Here is a 19,893-nt window from a genome sequence, read left to right on the forward strand (position 1 = left end):
TATTTTTCACTTAACCAAAACAGCATTGTAAATTGTCTACAAACCCCAACATATATAATAGAGCCCCTTTTTTAGAAGCATAATAAAAAGCCAAAGTATGAGGTATTATCCTCTTACTTTGGCTCATGTCTGACTCTATTGTCCAGCTCATTTCCACCTTATTTTGGATTAAGAATAAAAATAATCAAACCATTATCGTGCATAAAGTCCCAGTCAACAAAAATATCAGTGATTTGAGCCTCTAAAATAGTCTCAAAATGATTATTGTTATGGAAGTATTCTTTTTCTAATCTTCTTTTGGTTAATACTAATAATTCATCATGCCCTTGGCGAATTAATTCTTTCTCAAGTCGAATAAGAATTTCCTCGCGAATCACAATCAGAGTTCTAGAATTGATGAAGTAAGAATGAATAGCCCCAGGAGACCGTTGCACAATATGGCTGATACTATCAATTTCCTTTTCAAAGGCTTCTTTGCCCTTGTAAGTGATTTCCTCAAGCTGGTCAAGTTGATCTCTGTTATAACCAACGATTATTCCGCTTTTGTTATGTAAAGACCAATCGTAATAAAACTTATTATAAGCTATACCAGTGGCATGCTGGATATAGGCTTTCATCTCTGGAAGAAGTGCTTTCATCATCATGTCTCGGGTCTTTTCGATGGTGACATCTTGCCCTTGGCCAAAAAGCACGCTTTCCATGGGTGACAAAAAATTTTTTAAGTAAATTGTTAGGAAAGGACCCTGAGTAGAAACATAGACAGATTCTGGTCCCTTACCAAAATGATCACGGAGCAATTTACCAACAAAACTCGCTAATTCTTTTTGAAAAGGTTTACTCAATGGCTATCAAACCTTCTGTCCTTAGATAAAAGCATCATTTCTTTTATCCAAATTTTATTTTAAAGTGAATAGACGATAAATGCAATCCATTCAATTAAGGAATATTAATTATAACCAAAATAAGTAAATAGTATGCCTCGCTTAGTATAATTCCCCATCATTTTTCTCAAGTTATGAGAAGGAGGTGGTTAGCATGGATCAGGAGAGAAGCAATAAAAAAACCATCGTGGGAACAGATATTGAAGAAGTGAAAGCAAAAAATGCACAATCGGGGATGTCATACAATGAAGCAAAAGCCTTTATTGCTCGTGAAATGGGGGGATACGGGACGGGCAGATATAGTGATACGGATGTGGAAGAAGTTAAAAGGGAAATCCAGGAATCTTATAAAAAAAATAATCAGCAATAAGATTTTTTTAAAGAAGGCTGTTGACTTATCTTACAAACGGAGTATAATGATGAATCAATAAGGAAAGTCAATGACGAAAGAGAGTAGTTACATGGAAAGTCAAAGCGAGCCAGGAAGGGTGGAAGCCTGGTACGGAACATGTAATGAACCGCACTTTTAGAGATGTCGACTTGAACGAAATTTTTTATTAGAGTCGATCGGGTTCCTCCCGTTAACAAGGACCAAGTAGGTTCCGGATGTACAGGAACAATTGGAGTGGTACCGCGGGCTATGCATATTCAAGCGCTCGTCTCTTTTATTAAAAAGGAGGCGGGCGTTTTTAATTTTATAACGCGGTGTGGAATTCTTTGAAAATGAGAAGAAGGTATATCCGAAAGAATGGCAGACGCTGCATTTGGCATTTATTACAGGATAAAAAGACTGTGTTCTTAGGATGTTTTGAATATTCATTATAGAAGTCTATGAAAAAGAGAGTAGTCACATGGGAAGTCAAAGCGAGCTAGGGAGGGTGGAAGCCTAGTATGGAACATGTGATGAAGCGCACTTTGGAGATAGTGACGTGAACGGAAAAGCAATGTAGCGTCACTCGGGTTTCGCCCCGTTATCAAGCGTTGGAGCCGGTTCTCGAAAAGAAGTGATGAGAACAACAGGAGTGGTACCGCGGGTTTGCTTTTAAAGCACTCGTCTCTTTGATTAAGAGATGGGTGTTTTTTTATTTAGACAAACTGAGCAAAGAGCGCTGGGCCTTTTTAAGGTACGAGAGGTGTTTCGGGAAACACTATCATTTCTAAAAACAAAGACCGTCTTAAATAAGAGATTGAAAGGATAGAAAGGAGCTAGGGTTTTGAAAGTAGGTATTGTAGGAGCCAATGGATACAGTGGTGTGGAACTCATTCGATTGCTTTCACAGCATCCCCATGTAGACATTGACATGTTGATTTCACATTCAACAAGCGGGACACATATCCATGAAATCTACCCACATTTATGTGGAATATGTGAGAAGAAATTGGAACAAGCGGATGCCGATGAGATCGCTAAGCGTGTGGAACTTGTTTTTTTCTCCACGCCAGCGGGTGTTAGTCAAGGGCTTATCCCTGAATTAATAGAAAAAGGAATACGATGCATTGATATATCTGGTGATTTTCGCTTGAAAGAGGCAGAACAATATGAAAAATGGTACGGTCGCGAATGCGTAGCGAACCCTGATGTATTGCAGCAAGCGGTCTATGGTTTATCCGAATTTACTAGAGAACAAATTAGTGTGGCAAAACTCATTGCTAATCCGGGATGTTTTCCAACTGCAACGCTTTTGGGTATTCTCCCAGCTGTTGAACTAGGTCTTATCGCTCCCCATACCATTATCATTGATGGGAAATCAGGAGTTTCTGGCGCAGGCCGCGGGGCAAAGCAGGCGAATATGTACAGTGAAGTCAATGAAAGTATTAAAGCTTATAAGCTCGGGTCTCATCAACATATACCAGAGATTGAGCAGGCGATCACAGAGGTAGCCCAGCAAGACGTCAAAGTGACGTTCTCTACCCATCTTGTCCCGATGACGCGCGGCATTCTTTGTACGATTTATGCTGAATTAAAGGCGTCTCAATCATCAGAGGCCATTATTGAAGCATACAAAAGTTTCTATGCCTCCAGCCCGTTTGTGAGAATCCGAGAGTTAGGTCATTGGCCAACGACTAAGGAGGTCTTAGGCTCGAACTATTGTGATATAGGTCTCCTGGCTGATGAACGCACGAATAGGCTAACGGTAGTTTCGGTCATTGATAATGTGGTCAAGGGAGCATCAGGGCAAGCAATACAAAATATGAATATTCTGTGCGGATGGGATGAAAATACAGGCTTAACAATGACACCGGTCTATCCCTAAGCCATGTGGTTTTAAAGGAGGAAGTCTCGTGACGAAGGCAACAGTAAGTACAGAGCATCAAGATTATAAAGTGATTCATGACGGGAATGTCGCTTCAGCTAAAGGCTTTTCAGCAGGCGGGTTACATTGCGGTCTTAAATATAAAAATTTAGATCTTGGATGGATCTATTCGGAAGTTCCGGCTAATGCAGCTGGGGTATATACCACTAATGTTTTTCAAGCAGCCCCCCTTCAGGTGACTCAGGAAAGCCTTAAGGTCGAAAATAAGCTGCAATCGATTGTTGTGAACTCGGCAATTGCGAATGCTGTAACCGGGAAGCAAGGATTGGACAATGCTTATGAAATGCGTCATGCATTTGCTGATCATCTGTCTATAGCGGATCATTATGTAGCAGTGGTTTCAACGGGTGTGATTGGTGATCAACTACCAATGGATAAAGTCAAAAAAGGGATTCAGGAAATTGCTTTAGAGCAACCCAAAGCCGATCACTTTGCTCAGGCGATTTTAACTACCGATACTTGTACGAAACAAGTAGCAGTTGAGCTAGATATTGACGGAGAGACGGTTACCATTGGTGGCGTAGCGAAGGGATCAGGAATGATTCATCCCAATATGGCAACCATGCTGAGTTTTATCACCACAGATGCAGCAGTCGATCAGTCAGCGCTCATGGAGTTGCTTAAAGGAACAACAAACGAAACCTTCAATATGATTACTGTTGACGGGGACACAAGTACAAATGATATGGTACTGGTTTTAGCCAATGGGCAGGCGAAAAATAATAAACTGAACGCTGATCATCCACAGTGGCCAGCCTTTGTTTCCGGTTTTCATTATGTGGCGGAGACGTTAGCGAAAAAAATTGCACGTGATGGTGAGGGAGCAACCAAACTTGTAGAGGTCCAAGTGAAAGGGGCAGCAACCGAAGTGGCCGCTAAAGAAATTGCCAAAGCGATCGTTGGTTCTAACCTCGTAAAGTCAGCCATTTATGGAACAGATGCCAACTGGGGACGCATTGTTTGTGCTGTAGGTTATAGTGGCGTTCCTTTCTCTGCTACGAATATTAAGGTCGCTATTGGACCAATTGTCGTTGTTGAAGAAGGTTTGCCAGTGCCCTTTAACGAAGAAGCGGCCAAAAATTATTTGATGAAAGAGACCGTACAAATCTTTGTGGAATTTCAAGAGGGTGAAGGGACCGCGACAGCTTGGGGCTGCGATCTCACCTATGATTATGTCAGAATCAATGCTTCTTATCGGACTTGAGGAGGCGAACGGTCAGTGAAGTATTTAGTTATTAAATGTGGTGGGAGTGCTTTTCAGGAATTATCAGAGTCCTTTTACAAGACGATAGTGTCTATACAAAAAAATGGTCAGTGGGTGCCTGTCATTGTTCACGGCGGAGGTCCAATGATTTCTAATCTTCTCGATAAATTGCAAATAGAGACCCATTTTCACCAAGGACTTCGAGTCACGACAGAAGAAGTTCTCGATGTCGTAGAAATGGTGTTAAGCGGCTCAGTCAATAAGCAAATTGTAAGGCAGTTGGTCTCTGCAGGCGGGCAAGCCGTAGGGATGAGCGGCATAGATGGCGGGTTACTTGAAGCTATTCCCAATGATCCTGACCATACTTTAGGTTTCGTAGGAAAAATCGTTCATGTAGAAACGGAACTGATTGAGCATCAAGCAAAACTTGGTTATATTCCCGTTATCTCACCTCTAGCCATGGACTACAAGGGGCAGCGGTACAATATCAATGGCGATACAGCAGCAGCTGCTGTTGCTCAAGCGTTAAAAGGTTATCTGTGTATTGCGAGTGACATTTCGGGTATCCAGGTTACCGCTAACGGTACGTCTTCGGTCCTTAGAGAAGCAACATCAGCACAAATTGAACAGCTCATTATCGATGGTGTCATCACGGGCGGTATGATTCCTAAGGTAAAATCAGCCATTGACGGTTTACACAATGGTGTGAAAGAGGCCGTTATCCTTAATGGACTTGAGCCTGATCAATTAACGGCCTATGTTGCAGGAAAAACAGTCGGAACAAAAATAACACTGAATGAGGAGGTTTCTCATGCCTAATCCACAAGTCGTAAGTGAATCATCGGTGATGCCAACCTATAGTCGCTTTCCTGTTGAAATGGCAAAAGCAAAAGGGAGCTATATTTGGGACAGTGAAGGTCTTCGATATCTCGATTTCACATCGGGGATTGCTGTTTGTAACCTCGGTCATGTTCCTGAACAGGTGAAGGAAAAGGTGGAGGAGCAACTCAATACACTTTGGCATTGCTCGAATCTGTATCACATTCCAGCTCAAGAACAATTAGCAGCGAAACTCACAGCGTTGAGCTGTCATGATAAAGTCTTTTTCTGCAACAGTGGAGCAGAAGCTAATGAAGCGGCGATCAAATTGGCACGGCGTTATTCAAAAAAGGTGAAGCAGAGTGAAGCTTTTGAAATTGTGACGTTTAAGCATTCCTTTCATGGAAGAACAATGGCGACCTTGTCAGCCACGGGTCAAGAAAAAATTCAGGATGGTTTTGTTCCGCTTTTAGAAGGGTTTAGTTACTTACCCTATAACGATTCAGAGGCTTTGGAACAGTTGTCAGGGCAAAAAACCTGTGCAGTATTGTTGGAGCTTGTCCAAGGGGAAGGCGGCGTTATACCGGCGGACCTTGAATGGGTGCAAGCCCTTGAAAAGAAATGTCAGGCGGAAGGCATACTCCTGATGGTTGATGAAATTCAAACCGGGATAGGCAGAACGGGAACACTCTTTGCTTACGAACAATATGGGATTCTGCCCGATGTGATGACCCTTGCAAAGGGTTTAGGGTCAGGGTTTCCTATAGGGGCTATGTTAGCAAAGGCTGAAGCCGCCAAAGCCTTTGAGCCCGGGAGTCATGGAAGCACATTCGGTGGGAATCCTCTCGCAGCTACAGCGGGACTCGCGACTCTTGATGTATTTGAAAGTGACGAAATCTTAGAAACAGCGCAAAAAAACGGAAAGTACCTTTTAACCGCTCTTCAAGACTTACAGGCGCAATTTCCGGATCAAATCAAAGAAGTCCGAGGAAAAGGCTTGCTCTTAGGATTAGTGACCACTACTGAGGCAATAAAGATTGTCAATAAGGCACGTGACCTTCAAGTCTTAGTGTTAGTGGCAGGACCGAATGTTGTGCGGATTTTACCGCCATTGACAACAACAGAAGCAGAGATTGATGCGTGTCTTGCCGTTTTAAAGGACGTCTTTCAACAGTTATAGAGGAAGGGGAGGCTTGGAAATGGAAAAGGGTTATCTTTTATTAGAGACAGGCGATCGATTCGAAGGCACATTATTAGGACATAACAGCTCCATCACTGGTGAAGTTGTTTTTAATACAAGTATGACCGGCTATCAGGAGATTTTAACCGATCCTTCCTATGCCGGCCAAATCATGACATTTTGTTACCCCCTTATTGGAAACTATGGCATCAATGCAATAGATGATGAAAGTAATGGGTTGCATATGGCAGGGGTGGTCATTAGCGATCTTTGTATGACGCCAAGCCACTATCTTTCTGTTAAATCTTTTGCAGAAAACTTAGAGCGGGCGGGCATTCCTTGCTTGGCAGGTGTAGATACGCGTGCAGTTGTGAAAAAAATTCGTCAGGCTGGAACGATGAAAGGGATCATTACAACAACACCTGATATTTATGAGACTTGGATTGCTCAAGCGACCCTCGCGCCCTCTCTTGTGGATAAAGTATCAACAGCCCAAATGCAGCATTATAAAGGGAATGGGCCCCATGTTGTTTTAATGGATTACGGTTTTAAAAAATCAATTTTAACGGCCTTGTTAGACGAAGGGTGCTCCGTAACAGTGGCGCCTTATACAACGACCTATGCCGAGTTGGTGGAGTTAAAACCAGATGGCATTGTCTTTAGTAATGGTCCAGGGGATCCAACTGCACTGAAAGAATGGTTACCTGAGATCAAAAAAATGACGGAAACCTTCCCTTCCTTAGGCATCTGCTTAGGGCATCAACTCATTGCGCTGGCTTATGGTGCGAAGACAGATAAACTGCATTTCGGCCATCGAGGAGGTAACCACCCTGTAAAAGAATTGGAAACAGGGAAGGTCTGGATGACCTCACAAAATCACAGTTACGTGGTGACCGATGAAGGGATTAATCAGGAGACTTTTGTCGTCAGTTACCGAAACGTGAATGATCAGTCTGTTGAAGGACTGAAGCATAAAAAACTTCCTGTCGTCACCGTTCAATTTCATCCTGAGGCCCATCCTGGACCCACGGACACGTACCATATTTTCAAACAATTTTTGCATACTATAAAACAATCGGGTGAAACGTCTTATGCCACTACGTACTGATATACACAAGGTATTGGTGATCGGGTCAGGTCCCATTGTCATCGGGCAAGCAGCAGAGTTCGATTATGCGGGGACCCAAGCCTGCCTTGCACTAAAAGAAGAAAATATTGAAGTTGTGCTGATTAATAATAATCCCGCAACAATCATGACGGATGAACAAATCGCTGACAACATTTATATAGAACCTTTAACGGTAGAGACCATTGATAAAATCTTAACAAAGGAAAAGCCCGATGGTGTCATTGGCACATTAGGTGGGCAAACAGGACTCAATTTAGCCGTTGAGTTATATGAAAAAGGGATCTTAGCCAAGCATGGTGTCGAATTGTTAGGGACATCGGTAGAGTCTATAAAAACGAGTGAAGATCGCGAAGCTTTTCGTGAACTCATGATCAATATTCAGGAGCCTATTTCTGAGTCGAGGATTGTTCATACGTTTGAAGAGGGGCAACAATTTGTTGAGGAAGCAGGATTTCCTGTCATTATTCGACCAGCGTATACCTTAGGTGGATCGGGTGGTGGGTTTGCCTATGATGAGGAGGAGCTCGAGACCGTTTTAAAGAGAGGTTTAACTTTAAGTCCAATCCATCAGGTGCTGATCGAAAAAAGCATTAAAGGTTGGAAAGAGATTGAATATGAAGTGATGCGTGATGCCAACGATACATGTGTGATTGTTTGCAACATGGAAAATCTTGATCCAGTCGGTGTGCATACGGGGGATTCCATTGTAGTCGCTCCCTCGCAGACATTAACAGATGTTCAATATCAACTTTTAAGAAGTGCATCACTTAAAATTATTCGCGCTTTGAATATTGTCGGAGGCTGTAATATCCAATTTGCCCTTAATCCTCATTCTGATGACTACATTATTATAGAGGTGAATCCAAGGGTGAGCCGGTCCTCGGCATTGGCCTCCAAAGCCACCGGCTATCCGATTGCAAGAACGGCGGCAAAATGTGCGATCGGTTTTAATCTTGATGAAATTATTAATCCGATAACAGGGACAACATACGCTTCCTTTGAACCCGCTTTAGACTATGCTGTCGTGAAGCTTCCAAGGTTCCCTTTTGATAAATTTACTGAAGCGGAACGTAAACTGGGGACACAGATGAAGGCCACGGGTGAAGTCATGGCGATTGACCGGACCTTTGAAGGCGCGCTAAATAAAGGCTTACGTTCACTGGAAATGGGATTATCAAGTCTTCACTACCCAGCGTTTAAAGAAGCTGAGAAGACGGAATTGCTCGGACATCTGACAGAAGCTACAGACTTGCGACTTTATGCGATGACAGAGCTATTTGTTAGGGGGATGACGGTTTCGGAAATTCATGAAATCACAGAGATTGATCCTTGGTTCCTTGAAAAAATGAAAAGTATTTTAGAAATGGAGCAGCAATTATCTTCTTATACAATAGACGATGTTCCAAAAACATTAATGCAATACGCCAAGCAGATGAATATTAGTGACCACCGCATAGCAGAGCTGTATGGCGTTTCGCAGGAACAAGTCCGAGCGAAGTGGCAAAGCTTTGGCTTGGCTCCAGGTTATAAACTTGTGGATACTTGTGCAGCGGAATTTGAGGCACAGACCCCTTATTATTACTCCACCTGGACTGGGGAAGATGAAGCAAGTGTAAGTGACAAGAAAAAGATATTGGTCATTGGTTCGGGGCCGATTCGGATTGGGCAGGGCATTGAATTTGATTACTGTTCAGTGCAAGCAGCTCTTGCGGTGAAGAAAAAAGGCTATGAAGCCATTGTGATTAATAATAATCCTGAAACAGTGAGTACCGATTTTTCGGTAGCTGATCGTCTATACTTCGAGCCTCTCGCTTTAGAAGACATTTTAAATGTCATAGAAAAAGAGCAAGTTGAAGGTGTGCTCCTTCAATTCGGGGGACAGACAGCTATTAATCTAGCCAATGGACTAGAGGAGGCGGGGATTCCGATTCTAGGCACTTCAACGAAGGCCATTGATCAACTCGAAGATCGCCAAAGCTTTTATGACTTGTTGAATACTTTAAAGATTCCACATATCGAAGGCACGGCCGTCCATAGCATTGAGGAATTACGGATAGCGGCTAAAGATTTTGGCTTTCCTATCCTTGTGCGTCCTTCTTACGTCATTGGTGGGCAAGCGATGTTTATCTTTTATGAGGAGAAGGAATTAGAACGTTACATTGAGAATCATGCTAAAACGTTTGAGCAACAAGGTGCGTTATTGGTTGATCGGTATCTTTCCGGTGTCGAATGTGAAGTAGATGCTATCAGTGATGGGAGCCACGTCCATATTCCTGGGGTTTTTGAGCATATTGAAAAAGCGGGCGTTCATTCTGGGGATAGCACCGCCATCTTCCCAGCCGTCTCCCTTTCTGAGGAGATTATGGCCACACTTACGGACTATACAATGAAATTATGCAAGGCCTTAAACTTCAAGGGCCTCATGAATATACAGTTTGTCATTGATCCTGCAACGGCAGAGGTCAATGTGTTAGAAGTGAATCCACGTTCCTCAAGAACTGTACCGATTGTCAGTAAAGTGACCGGTGTTCCCATGGTGGAAGCAGCTGTCTCCATTCAGTTAGGTGAATCCTTAGCGGACCAAGGGTTGAAAAACGGATTAGCGACTCCAAAGGGCTTTTACGCCGTAAAGGCACCGGTGTTTTCTACTGAAAAGCTAAAGGATGTTGATCCTGCTCTAGGGCCGGAAATGAAGTCGACAGGGGAACGTTTAGGTCTAGGGAAGTCATTACATGATGCCCTTATCAAAGCGATATTACCCGATGAAATCAATCCGTTTCAATATACGGAAGAAAAGCCCTATATTTTTTGCTCAGTAACCCAAAGAGAGCAAGCGAAGAGTCTTGAGTTGATTCAAGGGCTCCAAGCTCAAGGGTTTAAAATTGTGGCAACGCCAAGGACGGCAAGCTATTATCAGGCTCATGCTATTGCGGTTGAGAACGTTGTGAAAGATGAAGAAACCATGAAGGCGTTTATGGCAAAGGGGCAAGTGGCCGCGATCATTAATATACCGACACAAGGTAGAAATCATGTGACTTTAGGATTTTACTTACGGGAACTCGCTTTACGGTTCCAAATGCCTTTGTATACCAGTTTAGATATCGCCACGTCGATCGCTCACTTAGATTTAAAGAAGGGTCAGACGAAAGTTCAAACATTAACAGAGTATTGTAGCGGACAGCTTATCCATCACGGGGAGTGAATGAAATGATGAAGACGGATATTATTGCCCCTTACCCTCTTTCGGTAAAGGCAAAACATTTTTTAAAGCTATCAGATTATCAACCCAATGAAATATTGTATTTACTAGACTCAGCATTAGAAATGAAGAGCCTTCAGAAAAAAGGGATACCACATCCTTATCTTAGTGGAAAAGTCTTAGGGATGATTTTCGAAAAGTCATCAACTCGAACACGAGTATCCTTCACTGTCGGGATGAAGCAGCTTGGCGGTGATGCGATTTTCTTAAGCTCCAACGACATTCAACTCGGCCGTGGCGAAACGGTAGAAGATACCGCAAAGGTCTTGTCTCGTTACGTGGATGGTTTGATGATTCGGACGTTTGCCCACGAGACGATTGAATGTTTTGCAGAGAACGCCAATGTTCCAGTGATCAATGGTCTAACTGATTTGCATCACCCCACGCAAGTGATGGCTGACCTCTTAACGATTTATGAACATAAGGGCAAACTCCAGGGACTTAAAATGTGCTATATCGGTGACGGTAACAACAACATGTGTCATTCGCTTCTCGAAGGTGCAGTGGCTGTGGGTATGGATATAGTTGTCGCCAGCCCAGAGGCCTATGCCCCTAACGATCACATCTTTCAAGAGGTCAAGGCAAAAGCACAGGTCACCCAAAGTGATGTTTCCTTTACAACTTCAGCTGAAGAAGCTGTAACTGATGCAGACATTATTGTCACAGACGTCTGGACGAGTATGGGGCAAGAAGCGGAAAAAGAAGAGCGTCTAAAAATCTTTGCTCCTTATCAAGTCAATACAGCGCTTTGTAGCCACGCTAAAGAGGATTACCTCTTCTTGCATTGCCTCCCCGCCCACCGTGGTGAGGAAGTGACGACCGAGATTATCGACGGTCCACATTCCGTCGTCTTTGACGAAGCCGAAAATCGTTTGCACGCCCAAAAAGCAATACTGAAAGCTTTAGTGTGACACGGGGACAGGTTTACTGTCCCACCCGCCAACGGGACACGGGGACAGGAACCCTGTCCCAGAAAAAAAAGGAGAGATTAAAATGGTGAAGGAAAAAGTAGTATTAGCTTATTCTGGAGGGTTAGATACCTCTGTTTCTATAAAATGGTTACAAGAAAAATATAATTATGATGTGATTGCACTGGGTCTTAATGTTGGAGAAGGTAAGGATCTCGAGGCCATCAAGCAAAAGGCATTAGACGTTGGTGCGATTAAAGCAATCACGATTGATGCCAAAGAGATGTTGGCTGAAGACTATATTCTACCGGCGTTAAAAGCAAATGCATTATATGAGGGCAAATATCCGATTTCCTCAGCACTTTCGCGGCCGCTCATCGCCAAGCTTTTAGTGGATGTTGCTGAACAAGAAGGGGCTGTCGCTGTTGCTCATGGTTGTACCGGAAAGGGAAATGATCAAGTGCGGTTTGAGGTTTCTATCCAAGCTTTAAATCCTAATTTAAAAGTAGTAGCGCCGGTTCGGGAATGGGGAATGACGCGGGATGAAGAAATTGCCTATGCAGAGAAAAAGGGCATTCCGATTCCTGTTGATCTTGATAACCCCTTCTCTATTGACGCCAATATTTGGGGGCGGGCTTGTGAGGCGGGTGTGCTTGAGAACCCATGGAACGAAGCACCAGAAGAGGCCTACGATTGGACCAATCCAATTCACCTAACACCAGATGAAGCAGAGTATGTTGAGATTAGTTTTGAACAAGGGGTTCCTGTCGCTTTGAATGGTGAAAACCTTTCATTGGTTGAGCTCATTGAAACCTTAAATGAAAAAGGTGGGCTTCATGGTGTCGGCCGGATTGATCATATCGAAAACCGACTCGTGGGTATTAAATCACGTGAGATATATGAAAATCCTGCAGCTCTAATCTTGATCAATGCACATAAAGAACTCGAATTTTTAACTTTGACTCGGGAAGTGCTTCAATTTAAATCGACAGTCGACACACAATTTGGAAAGCTCATCTATGACGGTCTTTGGTATTCACCATTAAAAGCAGCCTTTGATGCCTTCGTCAATGAAACACAAAAGGCGGTGACAGGAGTTGTTCGTGTTAAGCTTCACAAAGGCTCTCATGTCGTTGTTGCTCGGAAGTCTGATTTGAGCTTATATAATGAAGAACTTGCCACATATACCAAAGGGGATGCGTTTGATCACAATGCAGCCGTTGGATTTATTAAGCTTTGGGGCTTATCAACAAAAGTTTATTCTGAAATTCACAACAAAGAAAAGCAGGGGGATAACCATGAGCAAACTGTGGGGCGGCCGGTTCACGAAGGAAACAAATAAATTAGTTGAATTGTATACAGCATCCATTGAATTCGATCAACTCCTCGCAAAGGAAGATATCGAAGGCAGCCGCGCTCATGTGCAAATGCTTGGGGAATGTGGCATTATCACCACGGCCGAAGCGGACCAAATTCAGGCAGGTCTAAAAACAATTTTACAAAAAATAGAAAACGGTAAAGTCAAGTTTCTTGTAGAGCATGAAGATATTCACATGAATATTGAAAAGCTCTTAACAGACGAAATCGGTCCGGTAGCAGGAAAGCTGCATACCGGGCGTAGCCGTAATGATCAAGTAGCTACCGACATGCATTTGTATCTTCGGGCGCAAACGAAAAAGTTAATTCAGCTCGTTGACCACGTCCAAGCAGCGCTGGTTACCCAGGCAAAGACAAATGTCGATACCATTCTACCTGGATACACCCATTTACAACGGGCCCAGCCTGTTTCCTTTGCTCACCATCTTCTCGCTTATTTTTGGATGTTTGAACGTGATAAAGAAAGATTGCAGGATAGTGTGAAGCGGGTGAACTGGTTACCGCTAGGTGCAGGGGCTTTAGCGGGGACGACCTTTCCAATAAACCGGGAGCGCGTCGCTGAGCTCTTAGACTTTGAAATGATCTATCCAAACAGTATGGACGCGGTCAGTGATCGAGATTTTATCTTAGAATTTTTATCGATTGCTTCCATTCTTATGACCCATATTTCTCGGTTATCTGAGGAATTGGTGATTTGGAGCAGCCAAGAGTTTCAATTTATTGAGCTTGATGATTCTTTCTGCACAGGCTCGAGTATTATGCCACAGAAGAAAAACCCGGATGTGCCTGAATTATTGCGTGGGAAAACAGGGCGGGTATATGGTGACTTGATCGGGTTACTGACGGTCCTAAAAGGCCTACCGCTCGCGTATAACAAAGACATGCAAGAGGATAAAGAAGGGATGTTCGACACCGTTGCCACATTAGACGGAGCCTTGAATCTGCTTGCACCTATGCTTGAAACGATGACGGTCCGGACGAATAATATGCGCCAAGCGGTGACACAAGACTATTCAAATGCCACTGACATTGCTGATTACTTAGCCAATAAAGGCTTACCTTTCCGTCAGGCCCATGAAATCATTGGGAAAATCGTATATTACGCGATTCAAAAAGGACAATACTTACTTGACCTTAGCCTTGAAGAATTTAAGCAATTTAACGCGCTATTTGAAGACGACGTATTTGAAGTCCTTAAACCAGAAAATGTTATGGGTGCCCGGAAAAGCTACGGCGGGACTTCTCCAGAACAAATTAAACAGCAATTACAGCTTGCCGAAAGTAAGCTTTTAAATTAAAAAACATGCTTATCGCACGCGGAGGAAGGATAACGAGCATAGTAAGTTGAACTTCTCTTACTATCAAAGTGACCTTCCTTTTTTTAATGGACAGCCTTGTCTTCAACAAGAAGATGTGGATCCCTGGATGCGTGCTTTTTCCTTCGGAGTCTCGAGTCTTCTGCTTCAATCTGCTAGATTACAGACGATGCGATGCCATGGTATAGATTTTATACTCTCGTTTCTTGGGTGCAGTAAATCGGTGTAGGGTTCTTCTGACTTTATCCTTTAAGGACCGAAAAAGCTTTACGATGATATTCTTATTATCTCTCCCGAATATGTCTAAGGAGTTCTTTTTAAATCACTTTTTATAAGGTAATAATGGCTAGGAGGGTAAAAGGCTAAGATAACACGAGTCTTGGCAGCAATTTTTACCTTCTGTTCATTAGATTTGATAAAAACGAGCTTCTTAGGAGGGCGATTATGAAAAAGTATGTCATAGGAATAGTCGGGCTGGTAGTGGCTCTGTCGCTAGTGGCGTGTAGTAATAATGAGTCATCAAAAGAGCATAAAAGTATGGCTGTGAGTTCCCATATGGAGCATTTAGGTTCAGCTGAAATTCCTAAAGGTTTAAAAGTGGCTGAGCATCCAACCTATAAAGTAGGTCGTCCTGTCATTCTGAAGGCCGATCATATGGCAGGCATGAAAGGAGCAAAGGCGACGATCAAAGGGGCTTATCATACAACGGCTTATGTTGTGAACTATACACCAACCACAGGTGGTCACCCGGTGAAAAATCATAAATGGGTGATTCAGGAAGAAATTAAAGGCGCAGGACATCAAACCTTAAAACCGGGAACAAAAGTGATCCTAGAGGCCAATCATATGAAAGGCATGAAGGGAGCATCTGCCAAAATTGTTTCCTCTGAAAAGACGACTGTTTACATGGTCGATTACCAACCGACTACAGATGGAAAACCGGTGAAAAATCACAAGTGGGTGACTGAAGAGGAAATTACGCCTCAGGTCAAATGAACGATGACATAGAGTGATAGTGATAGTACACAAAACAGATCATGAACATAAATATCGAACGAAAAAGACAACAGTATAATAGCAAATGAGAAGTGTAGTCAAAATATAGAGACTCCTTCAGGAAGTGGAAGACTAGCAAGACTCCACAGGACTTAAGCCCGAGGAAAGCGAAGTATTGTGAGGGAGTCCTTCATCTGCAAGTCATAAATTATTTAAATCCGAGCCTTCATTTCAGAATAATGGCGAGTGGGGCTCGGGTTTTTCTGTGTTTAAAGACTTCTGTCTCAGGCCCTTTCTACTTTTACATAAAAATAAGTGGGCAGCACACCTTAACTTGAATATGTATAGGGAAAAAGGAGTGAAGAAAATGGATGAGCTCGCGTTACCGCTTATGATTCAACCGATGACATGGCAAGTCCAAGGGGGAACGATCCATTACCCGAGAATAATCGCAGGGAGCCCAAGTGCGGCGATGGAAAAAATGAATCAAACGATTGTTGCAGCGGTGAATGAACTAAGGCAACAGCAAATGCCACCTGAAAGTGGTATCGCCGTACAGCAGGGTCCCTTTGAGATTAAAACCAATGAACGTGGAGTTTTAAGCGTATTGCTGACCAATTCGGTCTATGTAGAGCATGCGGCCCATGGGATGACCTATAAGAAATCCTTAACCTTCAATATTTACAATGGTGAGATTTATCAATTGGGGGCTTTATTTAAGCCGAATACTGATTATGTTAGTGTTTTATCACAGAATGTTGCACGACAGATTAAAGAAAGAGACATCCCCCTTTTAGGAGAGTTTAAGGGGGTAGCGCCCGATCAGGACTTTTATATCGCAGATAAATCACTGGTTCTCTATTTTCAGCTTTACGCGATAACCCCTTATTATGTTGGTTTTCCGATGTTTCCTATTTCAGCCTTTGAGTTGCAGGATCTCTTGACTAATGATGGTCCATTAGGAAGAATGGCCACCAATAGCTAGGTGATTCCCGATTTACGTGTAAGGACAGATTATACCATTCACATGTTATTCACATTTGTTGTTACATGCTAAAAGCTTGGGTATTCATGTGGAGCATGAGTGGTGTGAGGAGCTTGAAGCTTTCAACAAACTGACTCCCTCTTTTGGCGTGAACGGCGAGTGTTTTAGCTTGAGTAGTTAGGTAGTCTTCAAGAAATTGCAGTGATTCCCCTGAAAATTGACTTTGGTGACAACGAATGGCCTCGATTTTATGTGTCCAATACTTATCCACACTGATCTGTGTATTAGGTTGGGCTGTCGCATAATACCCAATCGCCTCAACGCGATGGAGAGCAAGTCCACTACTTAAATGTTCAGGGAAAAAGTGTGGATTACCACTGAATAAGCCAGCATAGGAAACGACTTTTCCAGTGACAACATGGTCGATATGGGCTTCATAAGGGAGCCATGGGTCAACGGTAATGATGGCATCAGGGCGGATTAATCGGATACTCCAAATCAAATCGCTACGTAAAGATTCGGTATCTTCGAGATGACCATCGGGATAGTCAAGCCAATGAAAGGAATGAACCCCTAAGCGTTGACCGGCAGCGAGTTGTTCTTCACGCCTTGTGAATATTAACTTTTCTGAAGAGAGATCAGGATCATCACTTCCGGAACGACCATCGGTTACGGTGAGGTAGTGGATTTCACAACCGGAAGCCGCCAGTTTTGCGATGGTTGCTCCGGCGCCGATATCATTATCATCTGGGTGCGGTTGAATAAAGAGTATTCTTTTATATTGCAAAAGGTCAGGCAATTGCACTTGAAAGGATGTCATAGGAAAAGCCTCCATTTTTAAACACTTTACACCAATATATTGCGAAAAGGATGTCACTATTCAAAAACATTTTTTGGAGAGGAATTAAGAAAACGAAGGGAGAATCAAGGGGGTGCCTTCTTCCTCGGGGATGGATAATGGCATAAAGGCGGTGGTTATGCTAAAGTAAGCGTGGATGTCGGGAGGGAAACACATGAAGGATGTCATAATTATTGGTGGCGGCCCATCAGGGTTAATGGCAGCAGTAGCTGCCGCTGAAGGTGGAGCCTCTGTACTTCTTATAGATAAAGGAGACAAGCTCGGACGTAAACTCGCTATTTCTGGTGGAGGACGTTGTAATGTCACCAATCGAAAACCTATAGATGAATTGATTCAATACATACCGGGAAATGGGCGATTTCTATACAGTGCCTTCTCTCATTTTAATAATGAGGATATTATTACCTTCTTTGAAAACCTAGGGATCAAAGTCAAGGAAGAGGATCATGGCAGGATGTTCCCTGTGACGGATAGTGCGAAATCCGTTGTCAACGCCTTACTGAAGAAAATAGGCAGTCTCAATGTTGAGATTCGGACAAACACACCTGTAGACACTGTTCTTTTTGAAGGCGATCGCACAGTGGGCGTGAAGCTTAAAAGTGGAGAGAAGATTTCGAGCCAAAAGGTCATTGTTGCTGTAGGTGGCAAGTCCGTTCCTAACACGGGTTCAACTGGAGATGGGTATGCCTGGGCTAAAATGGCAGGACATACGATCACAGAACTTTATCCGACGGAAGTGCCACTAACCTCACGGGAGCCATTTATTAAAAATAAAGAACTGCAAGGGCTAGCTTTACGGGATGTTGCGGTGTCAGTGCTCAATCCTAAAGGGAAGGTGATCGTCACGCACCGGTGGGATATGATTTTCACCCATTTTGGCTTATCAGGTCCTGCGATTTTGCGTTGTAGTCAATTCGTCGTTAAGGCCTTAAAAAAGTTCAAGGCGGCCTATATTCCGATTGAAATTGATTGCTATCCTGATTTAAATGAAGAGGAGCTTTTTCAACGCCTACTGCAGCTGGCGAAAAGTGACCCGAAGAAGGCCCTTAAAAATGTTTGGAAAGGCATGGTCCCTGAGCGTTATTTACATTTTTTACTCAAACAGGTTGAATTGTCGCTTGAACTTACCTATCATGAGTTACCGCATAGCGGTGTTCGAGCTTTTGCCAAGGCCCTTAAAGGTTTTCAAATTAAAGTAGACGGGACGCTTTCGATAGAAAAAGCCTTTATCACGGGTGGGGGTGTTTCCCTAAAAGAAATTGACCCCAAGACAATGGTTTCAAAAATAGTGGAGGATCTTTATTTCTGTGGGGAGATATTGGACATCCACGGGTATACAGGGGGATATAACATTACAGCCGCCTTTTCCACAGGGCACTTAGCTGGATCCCATGCCGCAGCTACTTTAACATAATAAAAACGGGTTAAAGTGTACTCGTTCTTTACGTTGGAAAAGTCTTAAATACAAATGGCACTGTCAATAGTATGTGGATTGGAGCGAAATGACACTGTGTGAAAACCAGAGTGGGATACTCTATAACCTTTTAAGAACCCTTGGGCTATCCTCATCTATAAAAGTGTCACCAAGCTTGAATGGCAAAAGAGAAGGTAGCCCACATACTATTTCCTGAAAGAGTGATCGCGCGGGTTTATCATGCTGGCAAATGTAAAAAAGCTGTCCAACTTTAGGACAGCTCAAAAGGCATTTTAATGTTTTAGTTTTTACCGTAAAGCTTATAAGCGCCGTGATGGACAGGGCCAACAAACTGATTGAGCTTGAACCCGTGGCGGATAGCGGCCGTAATAAAGTCCTTCGCCGTATAAATGGCTTCTTTGACACTTGCGCCCTTGGCAAGTTCAGCGCAAATAGCGGCCGAACTTGAACATCCAGCACCATGCGTGTAAGTCGTCTCAATACGCTCGGATTCAAGGACTTCAATGCTTGTCCCGTCATAGAGAACATCAGCAGCATTGCCTTCCTCTAATTTGTTACCACCCTTAACAAGAACATATTGGGCACCGAGGTCATGAATTTTTTTGGCCGCTTCCTTCATTTGTTCAATGGTTGTAATAGGTGCCATTTTCGCAAGCTTAGCCGCTTCAAAAAGATTGGGTGTTGTCACAGTAGCTAAGGGGATTAAGAGATCGCGTAGACTTTCTGTGTTTTCAGGATGAAGTTCTTCATCGGCTCCTTTACAAACCATAACAGGGTCAATGACAATATTTTTTATCCCGTTCTCTTTAATCGTTTTGGCTGCAAGTGCGATGATTTCGGGTGAGCCAAGCATACCGGTTTTGGCAGCATCAACCCCTGCGCCAACAACGATGGTATCCAGTTGGGCTTTGACGGTATCGACGTCAACAGGGAATACATTGTGAAACCAGTTGTTGTAAGGATCCATAGCTACGATCGTCGTTACAGCAGACATTCCATAAACGCCAAGTTCTTGAAAGGTTTTTATATCTGCTTGGAGTCCTGCGCCACCAGAGGAATCTGATCCAGCAATTGTGAGTGCTTTTTTCATTGTGAAAGTCTCCCTTATGTGTAAATTTCCTTATTTCCATTATAATCACCTTCTAAAAGAGTGCCAATAGAAGGAACTGGGTAAATTATATACATATTAAGAGCTGTTTTAAAAGCATGACGTTGGAAAATCATTAATAA

General features: G+C 43.2%; 16 protein-coding genes and 2 other annotated features. Of the genes, 13 read left to right on the forward strand and 3 right to left on the reverse strand.

The genetic code is table 11. The features are described 5' to 3' along the window. Window positions 1–158: 158 nt before the first annotated feature. Window positions 159–842: a Na-translocating system protein MpsC family protein gene (locus IEV91_RS15295; protein WP_188498297.1), complete on the reverse strand. Its 684-nt coding sequence runs from the start codon at window positions 840–842 to the stop codon at window positions 159–161. A gap of 193 nt (window positions 843–1,035) precedes the next feature. On the opposite strand from IEV91_RS15295, the gene IEV91_RS15300 reads away from it, so the two are divergent. The 12 genes from IEV91_RS15300 to IEV91_RS15355 all read left to right on the forward strand — a co-directional run bounded on the left by IEV91_RS15300 (window position 1,036) and on the right by IEV91_RS15355 (window position 16,369). After that, window positions 1,036–1,251, forward strand: coding sequence for a gamma-type small acid-soluble spore protein (locus IEV91_RS15300; protein ID WP_188498298.1), 216 nt, complete (start codon window positions 1,036–1,038; stop codon window positions 1,249–1,251). Between the two features lie 61 nt (window positions 1,252–1,312). After that, window positions 1,313–1,548: a binding site (T-box leader), on the forward strand. 155 nt (window positions 1,549–1,703) lie between these two features. After that, window positions 1,704–1,943, forward strand: a binding site (T-box leader). Between the two features lie 152 nt (window positions 1,944–2,095). Further along, window positions 2,096–3,136, forward strand: a complete 1,041-nt coding sequence (gene argC / locus IEV91_RS15305) for an N-acetyl-gamma-glutamyl-phosphate reductase (protein ID WP_188498299.1) — start codon at window positions 2,096–2,098, stop codon at window positions 3,134–3,136. Between the two features lie 28 nt (window positions 3,137–3,164). Beyond that, entirely contained in the window at window positions 3,165–4,400 is a 1,236-nt protein-coding gene (gene argJ / locus IEV91_RS15310; RefSeq protein WP_188498300.1) for a bifunctional ornithine acetyltransferase/N-acetylglutamate synthase, read from the forward strand. Between the two features lie 15 nt (window positions 4,401–4,415). Further along, on the forward strand, window positions 4,416–5,219 hold the full coding sequence (argB, locus tag IEV91_RS15315) for an acetylglutamate kinase (RefSeq protein ID WP_188498301.1): 804 nt from the start codon (window positions 4,416–4,418) through the stop codon (window positions 5,217–5,219). Continuing rightward, a complete protein-coding gene (gene argD / locus IEV91_RS15320; RefSeq protein WP_188498302.1) occupies window positions 5,212–6,399 on the forward strand; it encodes an acetylornithine transaminase in 1,188 nt (395 codons plus the stop codon). The genes argB and argD overlap by 8 nt, the downstream gene beginning before the upstream one ends. A 19-nt stretch (window positions 6,400–6,418) precedes the next feature. Continuing rightward, window positions 6,419–7,507 carry a carbamoyl phosphate synthase small subunit gene (locus tag IEV91_RS15325; RefSeq protein ID WP_188498303.1) on the forward strand — a complete coding sequence of 363 codons (1,089 nt, stop codon included), beginning with the start codon at window positions 6,419–6,421 and terminating at the stop codon, window positions 7,505–7,507. Then, window positions 7,491–10,730 carry a carbamoyl-phosphate synthase (glutamine-hydrolyzing) large subunit gene (carB, locus tag IEV91_RS15330; protein WP_188498304.1) on the forward strand — a complete coding sequence of 1,080 codons (3,240 nt, stop codon included), beginning with the start codon at window positions 7,491–7,493 and terminating at the stop codon, window positions 10,728–10,730. Before IEV91_RS15325 ends, carB begins: the two co-directional genes overlap by 17 nt. Window positions 10,731–10,735: 5 nt before the next feature. Continuing rightward, window positions 10,736–11,698 carry an ornithine carbamoyltransferase gene (gene argF, locus IEV91_RS15335; RefSeq protein ID WP_188498305.1) on the forward strand — a complete coding sequence of 321 codons (963 nt, stop codon included), beginning with the start codon at window positions 10,736–10,738 and terminating at the stop codon, window positions 11,696–11,698. An 82-nt stretch (window positions 11,699–11,780) separates the two neighbouring features. Continuing rightward, window positions 11,781–13,037 (forward strand): argininosuccinate synthase, encoded by a 1,257-nt coding sequence (locus tag IEV91_RS15340; RefSeq protein WP_188498306.1) that lies wholly within the window; start codon window positions 11,781–11,783, stop codon window positions 13,035–13,037. Further along, window positions 12,994–14,370 (forward strand): argininosuccinate lyase, encoded by a 1,377-nt coding sequence (gene argH, locus IEV91_RS15345; protein ID WP_188498307.1) that lies wholly within the window; start codon window positions 12,994–12,996, stop codon window positions 14,368–14,370. Before IEV91_RS15340 ends, argH begins: the two co-directional genes overlap by 44 nt. 462 nt (window positions 14,371–14,832) lie before the next feature. Beyond that, the gene (locus tag IEV91_RS15350) at window positions 14,833–15,384 is read left to right on the forward strand and encodes a YdhK family protein (protein WP_188498308.1); all 552 of its coding nucleotides are present in this window, start codon (window positions 14,833–14,835) and stop codon (window positions 15,382–15,384) included. A 367-nt stretch (window positions 15,385–15,751) separates the two neighbouring features. Then, on the forward strand, window positions 15,752–16,369 hold the full coding sequence (locus IEV91_RS15355; protein ID WP_188498309.1) for an RsiV family protein: 618 nt from the start codon (window positions 15,752–15,754) through the stop codon (window positions 16,367–16,369). Between the two features lie 61 nt (window positions 16,370–16,430). On the opposite strand, the gene IEV91_RS15360 is transcribed toward IEV91_RS15355, so the two are convergent. Continuing rightward, window positions 16,431–17,189 carry a PIG-L deacetylase family protein gene (locus tag IEV91_RS15360; protein WP_188498310.1) on the reverse strand — a complete coding sequence of 253 codons (759 nt, stop codon included), beginning with the start codon at window positions 17,187–17,189 and terminating at the stop codon, window positions 16,431–16,433. A 193-nt stretch (window positions 17,190–17,382) separates the two neighbouring features. Between IEV91_RS15360 and IEV91_RS15365 the strand changes: the two genes are divergently transcribed. Continuing rightward, window positions 17,383–18,642 (forward strand): BaiN/RdsA family NAD(P)/FAD-dependent oxidoreductase, encoded by a 1,260-nt coding sequence (locus tag IEV91_RS15365; RefSeq protein WP_188498311.1) that lies wholly within the window; start codon window positions 17,383–17,385, stop codon window positions 18,640–18,642. A 301-nt stretch (window positions 18,643–18,943) separates the two neighbouring features. On the opposite strand, the gene pdxK is transcribed toward IEV91_RS15365, so the two are convergent. Continuing rightward, on the reverse strand, window positions 18,944–19,753 hold the full coding sequence (gene pdxK / locus IEV91_RS15370) for a pyridoxine/pyridoxal/pyridoxamine kinase (protein ID WP_188498312.1): 810 nt from the start codon (window positions 19,751–19,753) through the stop codon (window positions 18,944–18,946). Window positions 19,754–19,893 lie beyond the last annotated feature (140 nt).

Source organism: Pullulanibacillus pueri (assembly GCF_014639255.1).
Classification (GTDB): domain Bacteria; phylum Bacillota; class Bacilli; order Bacillales; family Sporolactobacillaceae; genus Pullulanibacillus; species Pullulanibacillus pueri.